We start from the raw sequence: 17278 nt of genomic DNA, 5'->3' as shown, positions 1-17278 counted from the left end.
AGTGGAGTCCTACGGTTTGCGCTGTCGGAGGCCGCCCCGCTCGCGATGCGAAAAAATCGGTGGATTAGGGCCGTCGAGTTAGGGGTGATGCCCCGTCTTGAGGCGATGAGCCAGCTCGATGTACTCGGCGGCCACGCGGGCCGGCGTCGCATCGGCCAGGTGGGCGCGCAGCACGCGCTTCAACGTTTCGGGTTGAGGGGGCAGCGGGCCGGCAAATCTCACATGCTCGCCGTCGGCGATGAGCAGCGTCGGGAAGGTCTCGATGTCCAGATCGCCGACCAACTCCGCTTCGTCCTCGATGTCTATCCAGCGCACGTGCAGCCCGGCCTGCGGCAGCTCGGCGCAGGCGGCTTCGAAGACTTCTTGATAGGACTCGCAGGTGCGGCACCAGGCGGCGCAGAGGCAGGCGACGTGAAGAGACATGGGCGGCATGGTGCCACGGCCGCTGCAGGCGGGCTGGCGGCGGGATATAACGGGGGCTCCAACGCTGCGGAGCAATCGCCATGGACAAGCTGCTGCGCTGCACCGCCGTCGTCTGCGTCGCTTCGTGGTTGGCCGCGGGCTGCTCCAAGTCGGCCGACGATGGACGTGCAGCCATGCCCGTGGTCTTCAACGCGCAATCGCCCATCACCGTCAGCCTGACGCTGCTGAAGGCCGAAGGCGAGGTCGGGCGCGGCAGCGCCATCGGCAACAACTACCGGCCGCAGCTGCGTTTCGCGTCGACCGGCGCCGAGGTGGGCTGCGTCGTTCAACTGCCCAAGCACTTCCCGTCGCTGGAGCCGGGGCAGACGACCAACGCGACGCTGGTGTGCGAGGAGGCCGTCAGCGTTGTGCCCGGCAAGGGGGAGTTCACGGTGCTGGAGGGCGGCAAGCAGGTGGGCAAGGGCGCCGTCCAACTGCGCTGAGCGGCTACTTCAGCCCCGCCCACCAGCGCTTGTTGCTGCGCGGCTGGCCTACGGTCAGCACCTCGCCGATCTCCGGCGTGGCCAGCGCGATGCCCTGGGCATCGGCCAGGTCGGCAATGCGGTTGAGCGGGTCCTGCCAGGTGTGGAAGGCCAGGTCGAACGTGCTGTTGTGCACCGAATACAGCTGCTTGCCGCGCAGGTCCATGAAGGCCTGCACGCTCTGCTCGGGCGTCATGTGCACGCCCGGCCAGTAGGCGTCGTAGGCGCCGTTCTCCATCAGCGCCAGCTCGAAGCCGTCGAAGCGCTCGCCGATCTGCTTGAAGCCGCCGAAGTAGCCGGAGTCGCCGCTGTAGAAGATGCGCTGCCCGCCGCTTTCCAGCGCCCATGACGCCCACAGCGTGCTGTTGCGGTCGCTGAGCGTGCGGCCCGAGAAGTGCTGGGCCGGCGTGGCGGTGAGCTTCACGCCGGCGTGCGTGGCGGCTTGCCACCAGTCGAACTCCTGCACGCGCTCGGCCGGCACGCCCATGTCCACCAGCCGCGCCTTCACGCCCAGCGGCACGAAGTAGCGCTCGGCCTTCTGCGCGAGGTGGGCGATGGTGGGTACGTCCAGGTGGTCGTAGTGGTCGTGCGACAGGATGATGCCGGCGATGGGGGGCAGATCCTGCAGCGCCAGCGGCGGCGCGTGGAAGCGCTTGGGGCCGGCAAAGCTGAACGGCGACACGCGCTCGCCGAACACCGGGTCGATCAGCCAGTAGCGACCCTGCAGCTTCAGCAGGTGCGACGAATGGCCCAGCCGCACGACATGGTTGGCCTGCGGGTCCAGCGCGTCCAGCTGCGCGCGGGTCAGCGGCCGCACCGGGATGGCGTCGACCGGCACGGTGCCCGTCTTGCCGGCGAACAGGAAGCGCGACCAGATCTTCCAGCCGCTGGCGCTGGGCGGCGTCGCGGCGTTGGGCGGGTTCACGAAGCCGCAGTCCTTGAACTGCGGCGAAGACGCGTAGGGCGAATCGCAGCTGCCGCTGCTGGCGCAGCCGGCGGCGAGGGCCGCAACGGCCAGGGTGGCGAGTAGGGAAAGATGGCGCAAACTGGGCATCCGGTGAGTGTGCCCGCAGCCGGCCAACCCCGGCCGGCGGTGGACTTCTTGGAAGTTTGTCGCTATGTCCGCCATAAGGAATGGCAAATGGCGGCGCGCGGGTGGGCGGCGGAATACTGCGCAGGCGCGGGTCAAGCGGCCTGATCGGTTGCCAATCCGCGGCGATTTAGAACGACAAGACAGCCAGCTGCCCAGCTGCAGGAGACAACCATGGTCACATCCCTTGCGTGTGCCGCTGCGCGGCTGTGCATGGCCGCGCTGAACGAAAGCCGCTGGCTGTGCAACGCGGCCCGGGCCCAGGGGCCGCGCCTGCCGACCGGCTGGCGCGCATGATTGCGGCGTCGGAGCAGGCCGAGGCTAGCGCGCGCCACTCCGCCCATGGGCCTCAGGCGGCGCCCGACCGCGAGGCCTTGCGCAAGCTGTGGACGCTGCTGCTCGCGCAGCTCAAGCATCTGGAGGAGACCTGCGCTCAGCCGGATGCGCTGCGGCAGCTGCGTGGCGTGGGCGTGCGGCGCATGAACGTGCTGATCGCGAACCTGGACGGCGAGTATCTGAAGTCCAGCGAGATGGCGGCCAAGAGCGGCTGCGCGCCCTGGCCAGCCGACCTGCTGGCCCAGACTGAGCTGCTGAGCCGGCGGGATGACCTGCAGCTGAGCTTCGAGACGCTGGGCCACTGCTATCAGCAACTGCTGCTGGCCTGGCAGCCGCCCGAGGGCACGCACAAGCACAACTGGCTGCTCAGCCGCGCGCGGGTGCACCTGGCGCGGGCCGAGGCGATACGGCGGGAAACCTAGGGCTGGCCAACGATGTGACGCAGAACGCGGTCCTCCAGCTCGGCGAAACCGGGCGCGGCCCGTGACCGCGGGCGGGGCAGCGTGACCGCGGCGTCCAGCGCGATGCCGCCGCGGTCGATGAGAAGCACGCGGTCGGCCAGCGCGACGGCCTCGGCCACGTCGTGCGTGACCAGCAGCGCCGTGAAGCCGTGGCGGCGCCACAGCTGTTCGATGAGGCGGTGCATCTCCAGCCGCGTCAGCGCATCCAGCGCGCCCAGCGGTTCGTCCAGCAGCAGCAGGCGCGGACGGTGCACCAGCGCGCGGGCCAGCGCCACGCGCTGGCGCTGGCCGCCGGACAGCGTGGACGGCCAGTCGCCGCCACGGCCCGCGAGGCCGACCTGCGACAGCGCCTCCATCGCGCGGTCCTTCGCATCGCGGCCAGCCAGGCCCAGCGCGACGTTGTCCACCACTCGTTTCCAGGGCAGCAGGCGGGCGTCCTGGAACATCAGCCGGCGCTCGTGGACCTGGCCGGCCTCGACGGTGCCGGCGCTGGGCTGATCCAGCCCGGCGATGAGGCGCAGCAGCGTGCTCTTGCCGCAGCCGCTGCGGCCCACCAGCGCGACGAACTCGCCGGGGGCGATGTCCAGGTCCAGGCCTTGCAGCACATGGCGGGCGCCGAAGGACTTGGCGATGCCGCGCAGCGTCACCGCCAGCCCGTCGCCGGGCGATGTGCGCGGCGCTGCGGCCTCGGGGGCCAGTTCACGTGGCGGCACAGGGGTGTCGAACTCGGTCAGAAACATGCTCAGGCTCCTTCCGCCGCATAACCCTTGTGCCAGGGCAGCCAGGCCTTCTCCAGCCCGCGCGCGACGACGTCGGCCAGCTTGCCCAGGATGGCGTACAGCAGGATGCCCACCAGCACGATGTCGGTCTGCAGGAACTCGCGGGCGTTCATCGTCAGATAGCCGATGCCTTCCTGCGCCGACAGCGTCTCGGCGACGATGAGCAGCACCCACATCAGGCCCAGCGAGAAGCGCAGGCCCACGAGGATGGACGGCAGCGCGCCGGGCAGGATGACCTGACGGTACAGCTGCCAGCGGTTCAGGCCGTAGCTGCGCGCCATCTCGATGAGGTCGCGATCCACGTTGCGGATGCCGTGGAAGGTGTTGAGATACACCGGGAAGAACACGCCCACGGCCACCAGCACCAGCTTGGCCGCCTCGCCGATGCCGAACCACAGGATCACCAGCGGGATCAGCGCCAGCGCCGGGATGTTGCGCAGCATCTGCAGCGTCGTGTCCAGCAGCGCTTCGGCGCGCTGCCAGGTGCCGGTCAGCAGGCCCAGCAACAGGCCCAGGCCGCCGCCTAGGGCCAGCGCCGAGAACGCACGCGCGGCGCTGACACCCACGTGATGGGCCAGCTCGCCCGAGCGCAGCAGTTGCCAGAACGCGGCCAGCACGGCGGCCGGCTCGGGCAGGATGCGCGCGGCCAGCACGCCGCTGCGCGATGCGATCTCCCATGCGATCAGGATGGCCGTGGGCAGCAGCCAGGGAACGAGGCGGTGCGCGAAGGCCATGATCAGCTCGCGGACACGGTCTTGGGTGCGTAGCTGTTGGCGACGACTTCGCCGAACGGCCCGGTCAGTGACGGCGCCGCGAGCTTCTCGCGCACCGACAGCGGCAGCAGCGGGAACACCAGTTCGGCGAATCGATGTGCCTCGTCCAGGTGCGGGTAGCCGCTCAAGATGAAGTGCTCAAGCCCCAGCTCGGCGTACTCCTTGATGCGGTCGGCCACCTGCGGAGGGCTGCCGACGAGCGCCGTACCCGCGCCGCCACGCACCAGCCCCACGCCGGCCCACAGGTTGGGCGAGATCTCCAGGCCTTCGCGGATGTTGGCCTTGTTGAAGCGGCCCCGGTGCAGCTCCGCCATGCGACGCTGGCCGACCGAATCCATGCCCGCGAAGCGCGCCTGCGCAGCGGCGACGGTGGCCTCATCCAGTTCCGACACCAGCTCGGCCGCGGCGCGCCAGGCCTCGTCCTCGGTCTCGCGCACGATGACGTGCAGCCGGATGCCGTACTGCAGCTGCCGGCCACGGGCGGCGGCGCGCTCGCGCACGTCGGACAGCTTCCTGGCCACGTCGGCGGGCGCCTCGCCCCAGGTCAGGTAGGTGTCGACCTGCTCGGCCGCCAGGTCGTGCGCCGGGCCGGACGAACCACCAAAGAACACCGGCGGGTGGGGCCGGTTGATGGGCGGGTACAGCACCTTGCCGCCCTTCACGCTGAGGTGCTCGCCGTCATAGTCCAGCGCCTCGCCGGTGTGCGAGCGGGTCAGCACGTCGCGCCAGATGCGGATGAACTCGGCCGACTGCTCGTAACGGGCCTTGTGGTCCAGGAACTGCCCGTCGCCGGCCAGCTCCTCGGCGTCGCCGCCGGTGACCAGGTTCACCAGCAGGCGGCCGCCCGACAGCCGGTCCAGCGTGGCGGCCATGCGGGCGCTTTGCGTCGGCGCGACAAGGCCGGGGCGCAGCGCGACGAGGAACTTCAGGTGGCGCGTCGCGTCGATCAGGCTGGCGGCGACGACCCACGAGTCCTCGCAGCTGCGGCCCGTGGGCAGCAGCACGCCTTCGTAGCCCAGGCTGTCGGCCGCGATGGCGATCTGCTTGAAATAGGCGAAGTCGTTGACGCGTGCGCCGCGCGAGCTGCCGAGGTAGCGGCTGTCGCCGTGGGTGGGAATGAACCAGAAGATCTTCACGGGCGTGAGCTCCGTTGGGGCCGGGCGGTGCGCCAGGCGGCGGCCGTGGTGGCCAGGATGGCGGCGAGGCGGTGGGCGATAGCGCTGCTGTTCATCGCGCGGCCTCGGCGACGGTGGCACTTCCAGGCAGCGCATCGGCCACGCGGATGGGCTTGGGAATCAAGCCCAGTGCATGGAAGGTGTCGGCGATCTTCTGCTGCTCGGCAGCCACGGCCGGCGTCAGCGGCTTCACGCCGAACTCATAGCGCTGCAGGCTCTTCTCGACGACCTCGGGCTCCAGGCCTTGCAGCGGCGCGATGACGGCGGCCGCGGCCTTGATGTTGGCCTTCAGCGCAACGGCCTGGGCCTGCGTGTCCTCGAACAGCGCCTGTACCAGCTGCGGATGCTTGGCCGCGAAGCCACGCTCGGCCAGGTAGTAGGCGTAGTTGTTGACGATGCCGCGGCCGTCCTGCAGCAGGCGGGCGCCGCTCTGCTTTTCGACGGCGGCCAGGAACGGGTCCCAGATCACCCAGGCGTCCACCGCGCCGCGCTCGAAAGCCGCGCGCGCATCGGCCGGTGGCAGGTAGACGGCCTGCACGTCGGTGAACTTCAGGCCGTTCTTCTCCAGCGCCTTGACCAGCAGGTAGTGCACGTTGCTGCCCTTGTTCAGCGCGACCTTCCTGCCCTTCAGCTCGGCGACGGACTTGATCGCCGAACCCTTGGGCACCACGATGGCTTCGGCCTCGGGGGCCGCGGGGTCGAAGCCGATGTAGACGAACTTGGCGCCAGCGGCCTGCGCAAAGATGGGCGGCGCTTCGCCGACAAAGCCCACGTCCACGGCGCCGAGGTTCAAGCCTTCCAGCAGCTGCGGGCCGGCGGGGAACTCCACCCACTTCACGGTGGCGCCCAACGGGGCAAGCTTCTTCTCCAGCGAGCCGTTGGACTTCTGCAGCGTCAGCAGGCTGGCGGACTTCTGGAAGCCGATGCGCAGCGTGGTCTGTGCGGTGGCGTTGAGGGCGAAGACGGCAAGGGCGAGCGGCGCGGTCCAGCGCAGCAGGGAACGGAAAGTCATGGCAATGAGTCCTTGTCAAAAAGATCCCGGCGCTCGGTCACACCCGATCCGCGCCCGAGCGCCGGGACGAAGTCGCCGATCCCAGGATGGGAGGCGAGGAGACAAACGGTCAGTGAGGGTTCAGTGCGGCGGCCGACGTCAACAGCTGGTCAGCGGCTCGGCCACGCGGCGTGGCGCGAGCGGCGCGACGGCGCGGTCCAGCCGCGCGACGAGGTCGGCCTCCAGCACATAGCCGCCGGCCTCATGGCGCTGCAGCTGCGCATCGGTGGCGAACACGGCGTCCAGCACATGGCGGGCGCCCAAGGCGGACAGCACGGGTTTCAACGCGTAGTCCAGCGCCAGCAGGTGGGCGGCGCTGCCGCCGGTGGCCAGCGGCAGCACGGTCTTGCCGCGCAGCGCGTCGGGCGGCAGCAGGTCCAGGAACAGCTTCAGCAGGCCCGAGTAGGCGGCCTTGTAGATGGGCGTGCCGATGACCACCACGTCGGCCTGGGCCACGGCCGCGATCGCTTCAGCGATGTCGACGTGCTGCGTGTCGGCCACCAACAGCGCTGTGGCGGGCAGTTCACGCACGCTGATGCTGCGGCTGCCGGTGGCGACGCCTTCGAGGCGGGTCAGCGCGAACTGCGTCAGCCACGCGGAGCGCGAGCGTTCGCTGGGACTGCCGGAGATGCTGAGGATGTGCATGGGAGCCTGCTGGAGTTCAGGCTTTGCACGATAGGGAAGGGCGCTTGTGTGAGGAACGAAGGAAAGCGGCGATGCTTATGCGGGAAGCGTTGACGCTGCCGTTCGTCGCCCGGCGTGACATGAGGAGGCGGCCGGTCTTCAGGTGCGCGTGGCGGCGCGTTGCCTGCGGGCCTTCACGGGTGGTGGCGTGTCGCTGCTGCGCCCGGCGCCGCCATGCAGGCAGCCGACCGTGGACAGTCGGTAGGCCGCCAGCGCCGCGCCCCATCTGTCGCCGCAGGCCACGCTGGCGATGGCGCCCAGCAGGGGCTGCGCGCCTTCATGGCCCGGCATGCGCACGAGCACGCGGCGCACGATGACCTGGGGCTCGGGAAACGCCATCGGCCGGTATTCGTGTGCGCAGCGAGCCAGCGGTTCGGTGCCGGCCAGCTCCGAGCGGCTGATGACGATGACGTCGATGCGGCCCAGGCACAGCTTCTTCAGGTTGGCGATGTGGTCGACCGCGTCTTCACGCTCCAGGCGTCCGTCGTCGATCAGCGGCACCAGTTGACGGTAGATGTGCCCGGCGATGCCGCCCAGCCGCAGTCCGCGCAGGTCGTCCAGCGTCGACAGCTTGAGCGGCCGCACGCTGACGAGCAGGTTCTCGTCCACCATGACCGGGATGGACCACGCGCCGCCCTGCTGCACCGGGGCGGCGAGGAATTCCGGCGCCAGGAACAGCGCGATGCCCGAGAAGCCGCGGTTCGTCAGCTCCAGTTCCAGCCGGCGCCGTGGCAGGTTCTCAAGCTGCAGCTGCGACCCCGGGGCCAGTTGCTCGTTCAGCAAACCGACAAACGCGGCCGCCAGCCCCGCCGTGGGGTCGGCCGTGGGCAGCACGAAGGGCGGCTGGCTGTAGCTGTTCAGCGCGGGCAGCGTCGTGCTGGCAAGCACGGGGGATGCGAGCAGCGCTGCCGAGAGGCGCAGCGTGCCTAGTCTCAAGCCTGTCATGAAGCTGCGCATCTTGCGTGTCCCTTGGCCGGGTGGCTGCATCGTCGCCTTCGCCATGCACGCACGCTAGGCCCGCGTGGCCGGGCTGGGTCTCGGACAGCTTCGCAATCGGCGATGAGGCGCGAAAAATGGCTTTGCCGCCGAGGGGCTGCCTGCAAGACTACACGGTGTTGCCGCGAAGGGCGACCGGCAGCGGATGGGGCGCACCAGTGGGCCTATCGTGCGGGCGGGTTGCGCGGGGCGGTGACTGGTCCCTCCGACAGGAATCGAACCTGTATCTGCCGCTTAGGAGGCGGCCGTTCTATCCATTGAACTACGGAGAGGCACCGCTCGCGCGGGCGTGGCCCACGCGAGGGCGCGGATTCTCGCATGGGCTTGGCTGTGGGTTCGGGCTATCGCTGCCATTGCCAAGCTTGCATTGCCCGCGCGGGCGCCGCTTCCTAGACTTTCCAGGTCCCAAAAACAGGAGACCCCTGATGTCCACGACCGAAGCCAAGTGCCCCTTCACCGGTGGCCAAGCCACCCCCACACCGGCCCGCGCGCGAGGCAACCGGCAGTGGTGGCCCGACCAGCTCAACGTCAACATCCTTCACCAGCATCCGTCGGCGAGCAACCCGATGGGCGAGGCGTTCGACTACGCCGCCGAGTTCAAGACGCTGGACCTCGACGCCGTCGTCAAGGACCTGCATGCGCTGATGACCGATTCGCAGGACTGGTGGCCGGCCGACTACGGCCACTACGGCCCCTTCTTCATCCGCATGGCCTGGCACGCCGCCGGCACCTACCGCGTGGCCGATGGCCGCGGCGGCGGCGTCACCGGCAGCCAGCGCTTCGCACCGCTGAACAGCTGGCCCGACAACGGCAACCTCGACAAGGCCCGCCGCCTGCTGTGGCCCATCAAGCAGAAGTACGGCCGCAAGCTGTCCTGGGCCGACTTGTTCATCCTGACCGGCAACGTCGCGCTGGAGTCCATGGGTTTCAAGACCTTCGGCTTCGGCGGCGGTCGCGATGACATCTACGAGCCCGAGGAAATCGACTTCGGCGCCGAGGCCGAATGGCTGGCGCTGAGCAGCGCGGAGAACAGCCGCTACAGCGGCGAGCGCCAGCTGGCCGAGCACCTCGCCGCCGTGCAGATGGGCCTGATCTACGTGAACCCGCAAGGCCCGGATGGCAACCCCGACCCGAAGCTGTCGGCGCACGACATCCGTGACACCTTCGCCCGCATGGCGATGAATGACGAGGAGACCGTGGCGCTGGTGGCCGGCGGCCACACCTTCGGCAAGGCGCACGGCGCAGGCCCCGACAGCCACCTGGGCAAGGAGCCCGAGGGCGCCGACATCCTCGAGCAAGGCCTGGGCTGGCGCAGCAGCTTCGAGAGCGGGATGGCCGGCCATGCGATCACCAGCGGCCTGGAAGGCGCCTGGAAGCCCAATCCGACGACCTGGGACAACGGCTACTTCGACACCCTGTTCAAGTACGAGTGGGAGCTGACGAAGAGCCCGGCCGGCGCGCACCAGTGGCGCCCCAAGGGCGGCGCGGGCGCCACCACCGTGGTCGATGCGCACGACCCGAAGAAGTTCCACGCGCCGATGATGTCCACCGCCGACCTGGCGCTGCGCTTCGATCCGGCCTACGAGAAGATCTCGCGCCGCTTCCATGCCAACCCGGCCGAGTTCGCCGACGCGTTCGCGCGCGCCTGGTTCAAGCTGACGCACCGCGACATGGGCCCGCGCGCTCGCTACCTGGGCAAGCTGGTGCCCAAGGAAGAGCTGATCTGGCAAGACCCCATCCCCAAGGCCGACCACGCGCTGGTCGACGACAAGGACGTGGCCGCGCTGAAGGCCAAGCTGCTGGACTCGGGGCTGAGCATCTCGCAGCTGGTCAGCACGGCCTGGGCTTCGGCCTCCACGTTCCGCGGCAGCGACAGGCGTGGGGGTGCCAACGGTGCGCGCATCCGCCTCGCGCCGCAGAAGGACTGGGAAGTGAACCAGCCGGCCGAACTGGCCAAGGTACTGGCCAAGCTGGAGGGCGTGCAGAAGGAGTTCAACGCGTCGGCCTCCGGCGGCAAGCGGATCTCGCTGGCCGACCTCATCGTGCTGGGTGGCAGCGCCGCCGTCGAGGCCGCGGCGAAGCAGGGCGGATTCGACGTCCGCGTGCCCTTCCGTGCGGGCCGTGGCGACGCGACGCAGGCGCAGACCGACGTCGACTCCTTCGCCGTGCTGGAGCCGCAGGCCGACGGCTTCCGCAATCATCTGCGCAAGGGCCTGCCGGCGGCCTCGGCGGCCGAGCGTCTGGTCGACAAGGCGCAGCTGCTGGGGCTGACGGCGCCGCAGATGGCGGTGCTGGTCGGCGGGCTGCGCGTGCTGGGCGCCAATGCGGGCGGCAGCAAGCACGGCGTCTTCACGAAGAAGCCCGGCACGCTGAGCAACGACTTCTTCACGAACCTGTTGGACATGCGTACGAAGTGGCAGAAGTCAGCCGCCGACGGTGACGTGCTGGAGGGTGTGGATCGCGGGACCGGCGAGCGCCGCTGGACGGCCACCGTGGCCGACCTGGTCTTCGGCTCCAACGCGCAACTGCGCGCGCTGGCCGAGGTCTATGCCGGCAGCGATGCGCAGCAGAAGTTCGTCAACGACTTCGTCGCCGCGTGGGTCAAGGTGATGGACGCCGATCGTTTCGATCTCGCCTGATGCAAGAAAGGGGAGGCGGGCCAGAATGACCCTCTCCCCGATCCTGCGAAGGCCACCCATGACCACCCATCAAGGCAGCTGCCACTGCGGCCGCGTGAAGTTCGAAGTCGACGGCGAGATCGATTCCGCGCTGTCCTGCAACTGTTCCATCTGCGAGCGCAAGGGCTCGCTGCTGTGGTTCGCGCCGCGCGCGTCGCTGCGGCTGCTGACACCCGAAAGCGAGCTGGCGAACTACACGTTCAACAAGCACGTCATCCAGCACCGCTTCTGCCCGAACTGCGGCATCCATCCCTACGGCGAAGGCAAGGCGCCCAACGGCGATGCGGTCGCGGCGGTCAACATCCGCTGCATCGAAGGCATCGATCTCGCGGCGGTTCCGGTGCAGCACTACGACGGGCGCTCGAAGTGAACCTCAGGTAATCGCAGCCGCCGCCGCAGGCCGGCTGCTCATCGCGCGGCCGCCGCGGAACCGGCTTTGCCGGGCCGCTGGCGGCGCCCCCTTGAGGGGGCCGGCGAAGCCGGTACGGGGTGGGCGAGTCAGTTCCATTTCCACTGCCAGATCAGGTCGAGCGCCGTGTTGTCGCCGGTCTGCGCGCGCAGCGTGAAACGCTGGGCGATGCGGTAGATCAACTGCCAGCTGCCTGAGGTCTCGTTCAGGCTGCGCTCGTAGCCGACATAGAAGCGCCGCGAGATCTGCTTGCCCAGCCGCACGATGGTGGCGCGCGTGTCGTCATCGCTCTGCGACAGCGACAGCTCGTCCAGCCCCAGCTGGCGCAGCGCCCGGCCCGTGGCGCCTTCGCCCTCGCCGCTGAGCAGCGCGACGGCGGCGCGTTGCAGCAGCGCGGTGTCGGTGCGGCCCAGGCCGTCGGGCGCGCGGCCCAGCAGCAGCCAGGACAGCTTGTCGGTGTCGCTCATCTCCGGCTCGGAATGCAGGCTCACGCGTGGCGACAGCGCCGTGCCGCCGACATAGACGCCCACGCGCACGTCCAGGTTGGGCCGCACGGCCAGCAGGTCCAGCGAGGGGTTGTCCAGGCTGCCGGTGAACGTGATGTCGCCGCGCTCGATGTCCAGCTTCTGGCCATAGGCCGCGTACTGGCCGCCGTCGGCATCGAGCTTGCCGGTCACGCGCAGCGGGTTGCCGTCCTTCTGCGTGATGGCGAGCTGGCCGCGCAGCGTCGTGGCCAGGCCGCGGCCGCGCACCTTGAAGTCGCGGCCGAAGTCCAGCGCGATGTTGACCGTGGAGTTGCGCGCGGCCTTGGGTGCCGGCGGCGCGGTTGGGTCCTTGGGCGCGGCGTCGCGCGCGCCGCGCAGCACCGTCACGTCGTCGGCCAGCGCGGGTGCGTCGCCGCGCGTGAAGTCGATCAGGCCCTCGTCGGCGCGCAGCTTGCCGGCCAGGTTCAGGCCCTTGTCGTCCAGGTCCAGCGTCGCCTCGCCGCTGGCGACGATGCGGCGGTCCACGCGCGACAGCACGCGCAGCTTGTCGGCCTTCAGCTCGATGTGGGCGGCCGGCTTGGCGCCCAGCTCGGCGCGGCCGCTGGCGCGCAGCCAGCCATCGCCGCCCTTGGCCTCCAGCCTGGTGAGTTCGGCATGCTGGCCCTTCAGGTCCAGCGCGAAGCGGCCTTCGGTGAAGTCCACGCCGTACAGCAGGTGGCGCAGCGCCAGGCCGTCGGCCTCGATGTGCCCGTTCAGCTCGGGCGCACCGGCCCGGCCGGCCAGCTGCAGCTGGGCCGATGCGCGGCCCGCCAGCCGCCAGCCGGCCGGCACCCACGCGCCCCAGGTGGCCAGCTGTTCCACGTTGGCCTGCAGCACGCCTTGCACCGGCGTCTGCGCGTCGGGCAGCAGGCCCGCGGGGCGCAGCGTGATGGCGCCGCCAAAGCTGCCCAGGTCGCGGCCGGCGAAGCCCTGGGCGATGGTCCAGACGCCGTCGTTCACGTTGACGGCCAGCCGCAGGTCGGTCAGGCCCAGCGCGCGCGTGCCGAACTCGTCGGTCACGCGCAGGTCGCCGCCCTGGCGCTCCAGCAGCAGTTCGGCGGTCAGCTTGTCGTTCAGCAGCAGCGACGCATGGCCGGTCACGCGCAGGTCGCCACCCCAGCCGAAGTCGGGCTGCCAGCGCGCCAGCAGCGGCGCGACGGCCAGGTCTTCCAGCTGCAGCTCGGCGCGGCCCACGGGCTTGGCGCCGCCTTGCCAGCTCAGCGCCTGCCAGCGCACGAAGGCGCCGCCCACCTCGGCGCGGCCAGGCTGCGCCGTGACGTTGATGCCGGCGTCGTCCAGTCCCACGCGCAGCGCGACGTTGCTGGCGGCCAGCGCGGCCGGCGTGTTGGGGCGCAGCGGCGCGATGTCCAGCTTGGCGATGCGGCCGCTCCAGGCGCGGCCGTCCCAGCCGCCTTGCGCCTGCAGCGTGGCGCCCAGGTTCAGGTCCTGCGACTCGCGCGGCACGCGGCCGGCAAGCTGCAGCTTCAGCTCGTGGGCGCTGCGCCGGCCCTGCAGGTCCAGCTTGACCAGCTTCAGCTGCACCTGCGGCTGGCGCACGCCGCCGGCTTCGAGCTGCAGCGCCAACGGCGCGTCGCCGCCTTCTCCAGGCAGCGGCAGCGACCAGCGCGCCTTGGCGTTGTCCACCGCGATGTCGTTGGCGCTGAAGCCCTTCAGCGTCGCGTTGCCGCTGCCGCCCAGCTGCCAGACCGCGGCGGGCATGGTCTTGGGCGCGAGCTTGCCCAGCGCCTGAGGCTTCACGCGCAGCAGGCTGACGTCACCGTCGCCCTCCACGCTGCCAGCGATGGGGCCTTGCTTGAACAAGGCCAGCAGCGGGTTCAGCTCGGCCAGCTTGGCGGCCTGCAGCTTGAGCTTGGCGGCCACGGCATCGGGCTTGGCGTTGCCCTGGGCCTGGACGCGGTTGCTGCCCAGGCGGGCGTTGATGTCGAAGGCGGCGGGCTCGGTGGCGCGCGCCCGGCTGAGTTGCACGCGGCCGTCCAGCGGCAGGCCGCCGAACTGGCCGGGCAGCAGCGTCGCGTCGGCGCTGCCGGTGGCGGTGTCGGCGTCGCTGCCGCGCACGTCCAGCGTGGCGTCGGCGTTCAGCCGCGTGGGGCCGGGCAGGCGGGCCCAGGCCGAGCCGGGCTCGCCGCGCCACAGCAGATGCGGGTCGAACTGGCGCAGCTGGGCCTGCAGTTTGGCGGCGAGCTGTGTTTTTCCCTTGGGGGGCTCGGTGGCGTCGATGCGGCCGCTGGCCTGCAGCTGGGCGTCGCCGCTGGTCAGGCGCGCCTCCTCGATCTGCCAGCTGCTGCCTCGATCGTGCAGCCGGCCCTGCACGCGGGCCTGCAGCCGCAGCGGGCGCTGCTCCAGCGTGCCGCGCAGGTCCAGCTGCGCCTGCAGCGGTTGCTTGGGGCCGCCGGACACCGATAGCGGCCCGTCCAGCCGAGCCGGCGTTGCGCGCGCATCCAGCGCCTCGGGACGCAGGCCTTGCACGCGGGCTTCCAGCTGCCAGCGTCCGTCTGCTTCCCGCTTGCCCTGGCCCTGCACGCGGCCGCCACCGGCCACCTGGGCATCCAGCTGCGTCAAGCGCAGGCTGGTGAGCTGGTCGGGGCGGCCGGCGACGGCCAGCGCCAGCTTGTGCACGGGCAGGGCGCCCTGGTCCCAGCGCCCGGGATTGGCATTGACGAGGTCCGCCTGCAGCGTGGCCTCGGCATCGCGGGCCGGTGCGTTGAGCTGGGCCTGGCCGGTCAGTGCGGTGCGCGGCAGGCCCGGCGCCAGCGCCGACAGCGCCGCCAGGTCGAACCTGTCGGCCTGCAGTTGCAGCCGTGTCACGGGCCAGGGCGCGAACGGCCGGATCTGGCCTTCGGCCTTCAGCTTCTGCTGGGCGGCCTCCAGCTCGGCCTTGGCGGCCAGTTGCGCCAGCGGCCCGCGCGCGGCGGCCACGGCCACCCAGGGCAGTTCGGTGGCTTCGTGCTGCTGGATGCTGAAGCTGGCCTCGGTCTGCAGCGGCGCGACGCTGTCCACCTTGGCCTCGCCGTTGACGAGCAGGTGCTGCCAGCGCGCCATCTTCAGCTTCACGTGGTGCGTGCCGTGGCGCGGCAGGCGCACCTCGGCATCCAGCTCGCGCAGCGGCGGCTGGTCGGCGGCCCAGCTGAGGCTGCCCACTTGCATGCGGCCTATGTGCACGCCCACCGGCAGGGACAGGTCTTGCGGCGCGACCAGCGGGCTGGTGCTGGGCTGGGTGCGAACGAGGATCTCGTCGACCTGCAGCGTCGACGCGCGCAGCTCGCGGTTGCCGAAGCTGGCACCCAGCCCCGACCAGCGCAGCCCGCGCAGCTCGGCGGTGCCGCCCGCCCAGGTCAACAGCAGCCGCTTCGCTCGGAAGTCGCCCGCCAGCGAGCCTTCGGGCGCTTCGACCTGCACGCCCGGCACATGGGACAGCAGCCAGGCGCCGCCTGACGGCCGCTGCAGCAGCCAGGCGACGAAGGCAGCCAGCACGACGACGAGGGCCACAACGCCGATCAGCGTGGCGCGCAGCACGCGCAGGGAGCGCCTCACAGCGTCACCCCCACGGAGAAATGCAGACGCCACTTGCCCGTCTCATGCGCCCGCGCGATGTCGATGCGCAGCGGGCCCACCGGGCTGCGCCAGCGCACGCCGGCGCCGTAGCCGACGACGGGTTTGAAGTCGTTCCAGCGCGAGGCGGCATTGCCGGCGTCGACGAACACCGCACCGAGCAGGCTGGGCATGCTGGGCGTGATTGGGCGCGCCATCTCGACGCTGCCGGTGGCCAGCACGCGGCCGCCCACCGTCAGGCCGTTCTCGGTCGGGCCCAGGCTGCGGTAGGCGTAGCCTCGCACCGACTCGTCGCCACCGGCCAGGAAGCGCAGCTTCTCGGGCACGCCCACCTGCTCGCGCGCGATGACCTGGGCGAACTCGGCGCGCGCCGAGCCGAACCAGCCGCCCAGCGGCTTGTAGTAGCCCAGCTTGAACTGCATGCGGCCGAACGGCCCGCTGTCGTCCGTGCCGCCGCCGCGCACCTGGCCGCCGCCCACCAGCAGCAGTGCCTGGTAGCCGTCGGTGGGCAGCAGCGAGCTGTCGAGCCGGCGGCGGATGTACTGCTGGTTCAGCGACACGGCCAGGTTGGTGTTGACCTGGCTGCCCGTGGTCTCGCGGGCGCGCAGCAGCTCGATGTAGGTCAGCTTGTCGTCCTGAGGCGATTCGTAGATGCGGCCCAGGCGCACGCCAAGGTTCTGAGCAATCGTGTCGCCGGTGCTGTCCTGCTCGAACTGCAGTGATGCGAGGTTGCGCTTCAGGTCGGGCTGCGGATGCGAGCTGAGTTCCAGCTCCACGCCGCGCAGATCGCGGCTGAGCTGCATCTTGGAGCGTGCCCGCACGGATTGCCCGAACGGCCGGCGGTGCAGATGTTCCACGCTGATGCTCTGGCCGTTGTTGGCGTGATAGCCCACGGCCACGGTGGCCTGCTGCATGGACGACTCGGTCAGCGTGACCAGCACGGGGCTGGTGCCGTCGGCCTCCACGGTCTCCGGCTGCAGCTGCACGCGCACCGCATCGAACAGCTGGGTCTTGGCCAGGCGTTCCTGGAACTCGGCCAGCTTCTGCTCGGTGTACGGGTCGCCGTGGTCGAAAGCGGCCAGGCGCGCGACAGACTCGCGGCTCTGGCGCTGCAAGCCTTCGATGCGCAGCGCGCCCAGCTTGGCGCGGTTGCCGCTTGCCATGACCAGGCGCAGCTCCACGGTGTTGTTCTCTGCATCCACGCGCGCATTGGTCTCGGCCCAGCGCGCCTGCGGGAAGCCGCCCGTGCGGGCGCGCACCAGCAGGTCGCTCTTGCCGCTGCCCCACTGGCCCTGCGTGAAGGCCGTGCCCTCCGACAGCGGCCAGGCGCGGCGCAGCGCTTCGCGCAGCGCGCGGGCGTCGGCATTCGAGTCGTCGCTCAGCCCTTCCCGAAACTCCATCGCGACGCTGGCCACGCGGGTGCGTGGCCCGGGCTTCACGATGAGGCGCAGCCGCGACGAGTCGCCGCCGTCGCGCTCCACGTCGGCACTGGCGTTGAAGTAGCCCTCGGTCTCCAGCAGCGCCTGGACTTGTGTCGGCGCGGCGGCCGCCAGGCGCGCCAGCTCCACGCGGCTCAGTGCCGCCTCGCTGGCGCGGTAGCGGGCGATGTCCAGATGCTGGCCCAGCAGCTTGCGCAGGTCGCCATTGCGTGTGTCGCCCTCGACCTCGATGTCCAGGCTGTAGACCGCCGGCGCATCGGCGGGCACGTCGGGTGCCGGCCGCGGCGCGGCGGCGGGTTCGGGGGACTTCAGGGTGGCACAGCCGGTCAGCAGCGCTGCAGACAGCAGCAGCGCGATCAGTCGGGTCAT

At 70.6% G+C, this 17278-nt stretch carries 15 protein-coding genes and 1 tRNA gene; 5 read left to right on the top strand and 11 right to left on the bottom strand.

Going from position 1 to position 17278, the window contains the following annotated elements:
• Nucleotides 1–78: 78 nt before the first annotated feature.
• On the bottom strand, nucleotides 79–423 hold the full coding sequence (locus tag J2X21_RS26010; protein ID WP_310333055.1) for a thioredoxin family protein: 345 nt from the start codon (nucleotides 421–423) through the stop codon (nucleotides 79–81).
• Between the two features lie 80 nt (nucleotides 424–503).
• On the opposite strand from J2X21_RS26010, the gene J2X21_RS26005 reads away from it, so the two are divergent.
• Entirely contained in the window at nucleotides 504–905 is a 402-nt protein-coding gene (locus tag J2X21_RS26005) for an EF-Tu C-terminal domain-related protein (RefSeq protein ID WP_310333054.1), read from the top strand.
• A gap of 4 nt (nucleotides 906–909) precedes the next feature.
• Here J2X21_RS26005 and J2X21_RS26000 read toward each other — a convergent pair whose 3' ends face one another.
• Nucleotides 910–1998: an MBL fold metallo-hydrolase gene (locus J2X21_RS26000; protein ID WP_310333053.1), complete on the bottom strand. Its 1089-nt coding sequence runs from the start codon at nucleotides 1996–1998 to the stop codon at nucleotides 910–912.
• Between the two features lie 210 nt (nucleotides 1999–2208).
• Between J2X21_RS26000 and J2X21_RS25995 the strand changes: the two genes are divergently transcribed.
• Complete coding sequence (locus tag J2X21_RS25995) at nucleotides 2209–2331, top strand: hypothetical protein (protein ID WP_310333052.1); 123 nt, start codon at nucleotides 2209–2211, stop codon at nucleotides 2329–2331.
• Nucleotides 2328–2792: a hypothetical protein gene (locus J2X21_RS25990; RefSeq protein ID WP_310333051.1), complete on the top strand. Its 465-nt coding sequence runs from the start codon at nucleotides 2328–2330 to the stop codon at nucleotides 2790–2792. The genes J2X21_RS25995 and J2X21_RS25990 overlap by 4 nt, the downstream gene beginning before the upstream one ends.
• On the opposite strand, the gene J2X21_RS25985 is transcribed toward J2X21_RS25990, so the two are convergent.
• From J2X21_RS25985 to J2X21_RS25955, 7 genes are all read right to left on the bottom strand, one after another.
• Nucleotides 2789–3571: an ATP-binding cassette domain-containing protein gene (locus J2X21_RS25985; protein WP_310333050.1), complete on the bottom strand. Its 783-nt coding sequence runs from the start codon at nucleotides 3569–3571 to the stop codon at nucleotides 2789–2791. The genes J2X21_RS25990 and J2X21_RS25985 overlap by 4 nt on opposite strands.
• 2 nt (nucleotides 3572–3573) lie before the next feature.
• Complete coding sequence (gene ssuC / locus J2X21_RS25980) at nucleotides 3574–4344, bottom strand: aliphatic sulfonate ABC transporter permease SsuC (protein ID WP_310333049.1); 771 nt, start codon at nucleotides 4342–4344, stop codon at nucleotides 3574–3576.
• A gap of 2 nt (nucleotides 4345–4346) precedes the next feature.
• Nucleotides 4347–5519 (bottom strand): FMNH2-dependent alkanesulfonate monooxygenase, encoded by a 1173-nt coding sequence (gene ssuD / locus J2X21_RS25975; protein WP_310333048.1) that lies wholly within the window; start codon nucleotides 5517–5519, stop codon nucleotides 4347–4349.
• Between the two features lie 91 nt (nucleotides 5520–5610).
• Nucleotides 5611–6570: a sulfonate ABC transporter substrate-binding protein gene (locus tag J2X21_RS25970; RefSeq protein ID WP_310333047.1), complete on the bottom strand. Its 960-nt coding sequence runs from the start codon at nucleotides 6568–6570 to the stop codon at nucleotides 5611–5613.
• A 138-nt stretch (nucleotides 6571–6708) separates the two neighbouring features.
• Complete coding sequence (gene ssuE, locus J2X21_RS25965) at nucleotides 6709–7254, bottom strand: NADPH-dependent FMN reductase (RefSeq protein WP_310333046.1); 546 nt, start codon at nucleotides 7252–7254, stop codon at nucleotides 6709–6711.
• A 138-nt stretch (nucleotides 7255–7392) separates the two neighbouring features.
• Nucleotides 7393–8250 carry a hypothetical protein gene (locus J2X21_RS25960; protein WP_310333045.1) on the bottom strand — a complete coding sequence of 286 codons (858 nt, stop codon included), beginning with the start codon at nucleotides 8248–8250 and terminating at the stop codon, nucleotides 7393–7395.
• 236 nt (nucleotides 8251–8486) lie between these two features.
• Nucleotides 8487–8561, bottom strand: a tRNA-Arg gene (locus J2X21_RS25955).
• A gap of 153 nt (nucleotides 8562–8714) precedes the next feature.
• Between J2X21_RS25955 and katG the strand changes: the two genes are divergently transcribed.
• Entirely contained in the window at nucleotides 8715–10928 is a 2214-nt protein-coding gene (katG, locus tag J2X21_RS25950) for a catalase/peroxidase HPI (protein ID WP_310333044.1), read from the top strand.
• Between the two features lie 58 nt (nucleotides 10929–10986).
• Nucleotides 10987–11337, top strand: a complete 351-nt coding sequence (locus J2X21_RS25945; protein ID WP_310333043.1) for a GFA family protein — start codon at nucleotides 10987–10989, stop codon at nucleotides 11335–11337.
• 128 nt (nucleotides 11338–11465) lie between these two features.
• On the opposite strand, the gene J2X21_RS25940 is transcribed toward J2X21_RS25945, so the two are convergent.
• Complete coding sequence (locus J2X21_RS25940) at nucleotides 11466–15452, bottom strand: translocation/assembly module TamB domain-containing protein (protein WP_310333042.1); 3987 nt, start codon at nucleotides 15450–15452, stop codon at nucleotides 11466–11468.
• Complete coding sequence (locus J2X21_RS25935; protein ID WP_310333041.1) at nucleotides 15449–17278, bottom strand: autotransporter assembly complex protein TamA; 1830 nt, start codon at nucleotides 17276–17278, stop codon at nucleotides 15449–15451. The genes J2X21_RS25940 and J2X21_RS25935 overlap by 4 nt, the downstream gene beginning before the upstream one ends.

Origin of the sequence: Roseateles asaccharophilus, assembly GCF_031458115.1 — a bacterium.
In the GTDB taxonomy this organism is placed as follows: domain Bacteria; phylum Pseudomonadota; class Gammaproteobacteria; order Burkholderiales; family Burkholderiaceae_C; genus Pelomonas; species Pelomonas asaccharophilus_A.
The sequence above is the reverse complement of the archived record's forward strand: the minus strand, read 5'-3'. Positions and strand labels throughout refer to the sequence as shown.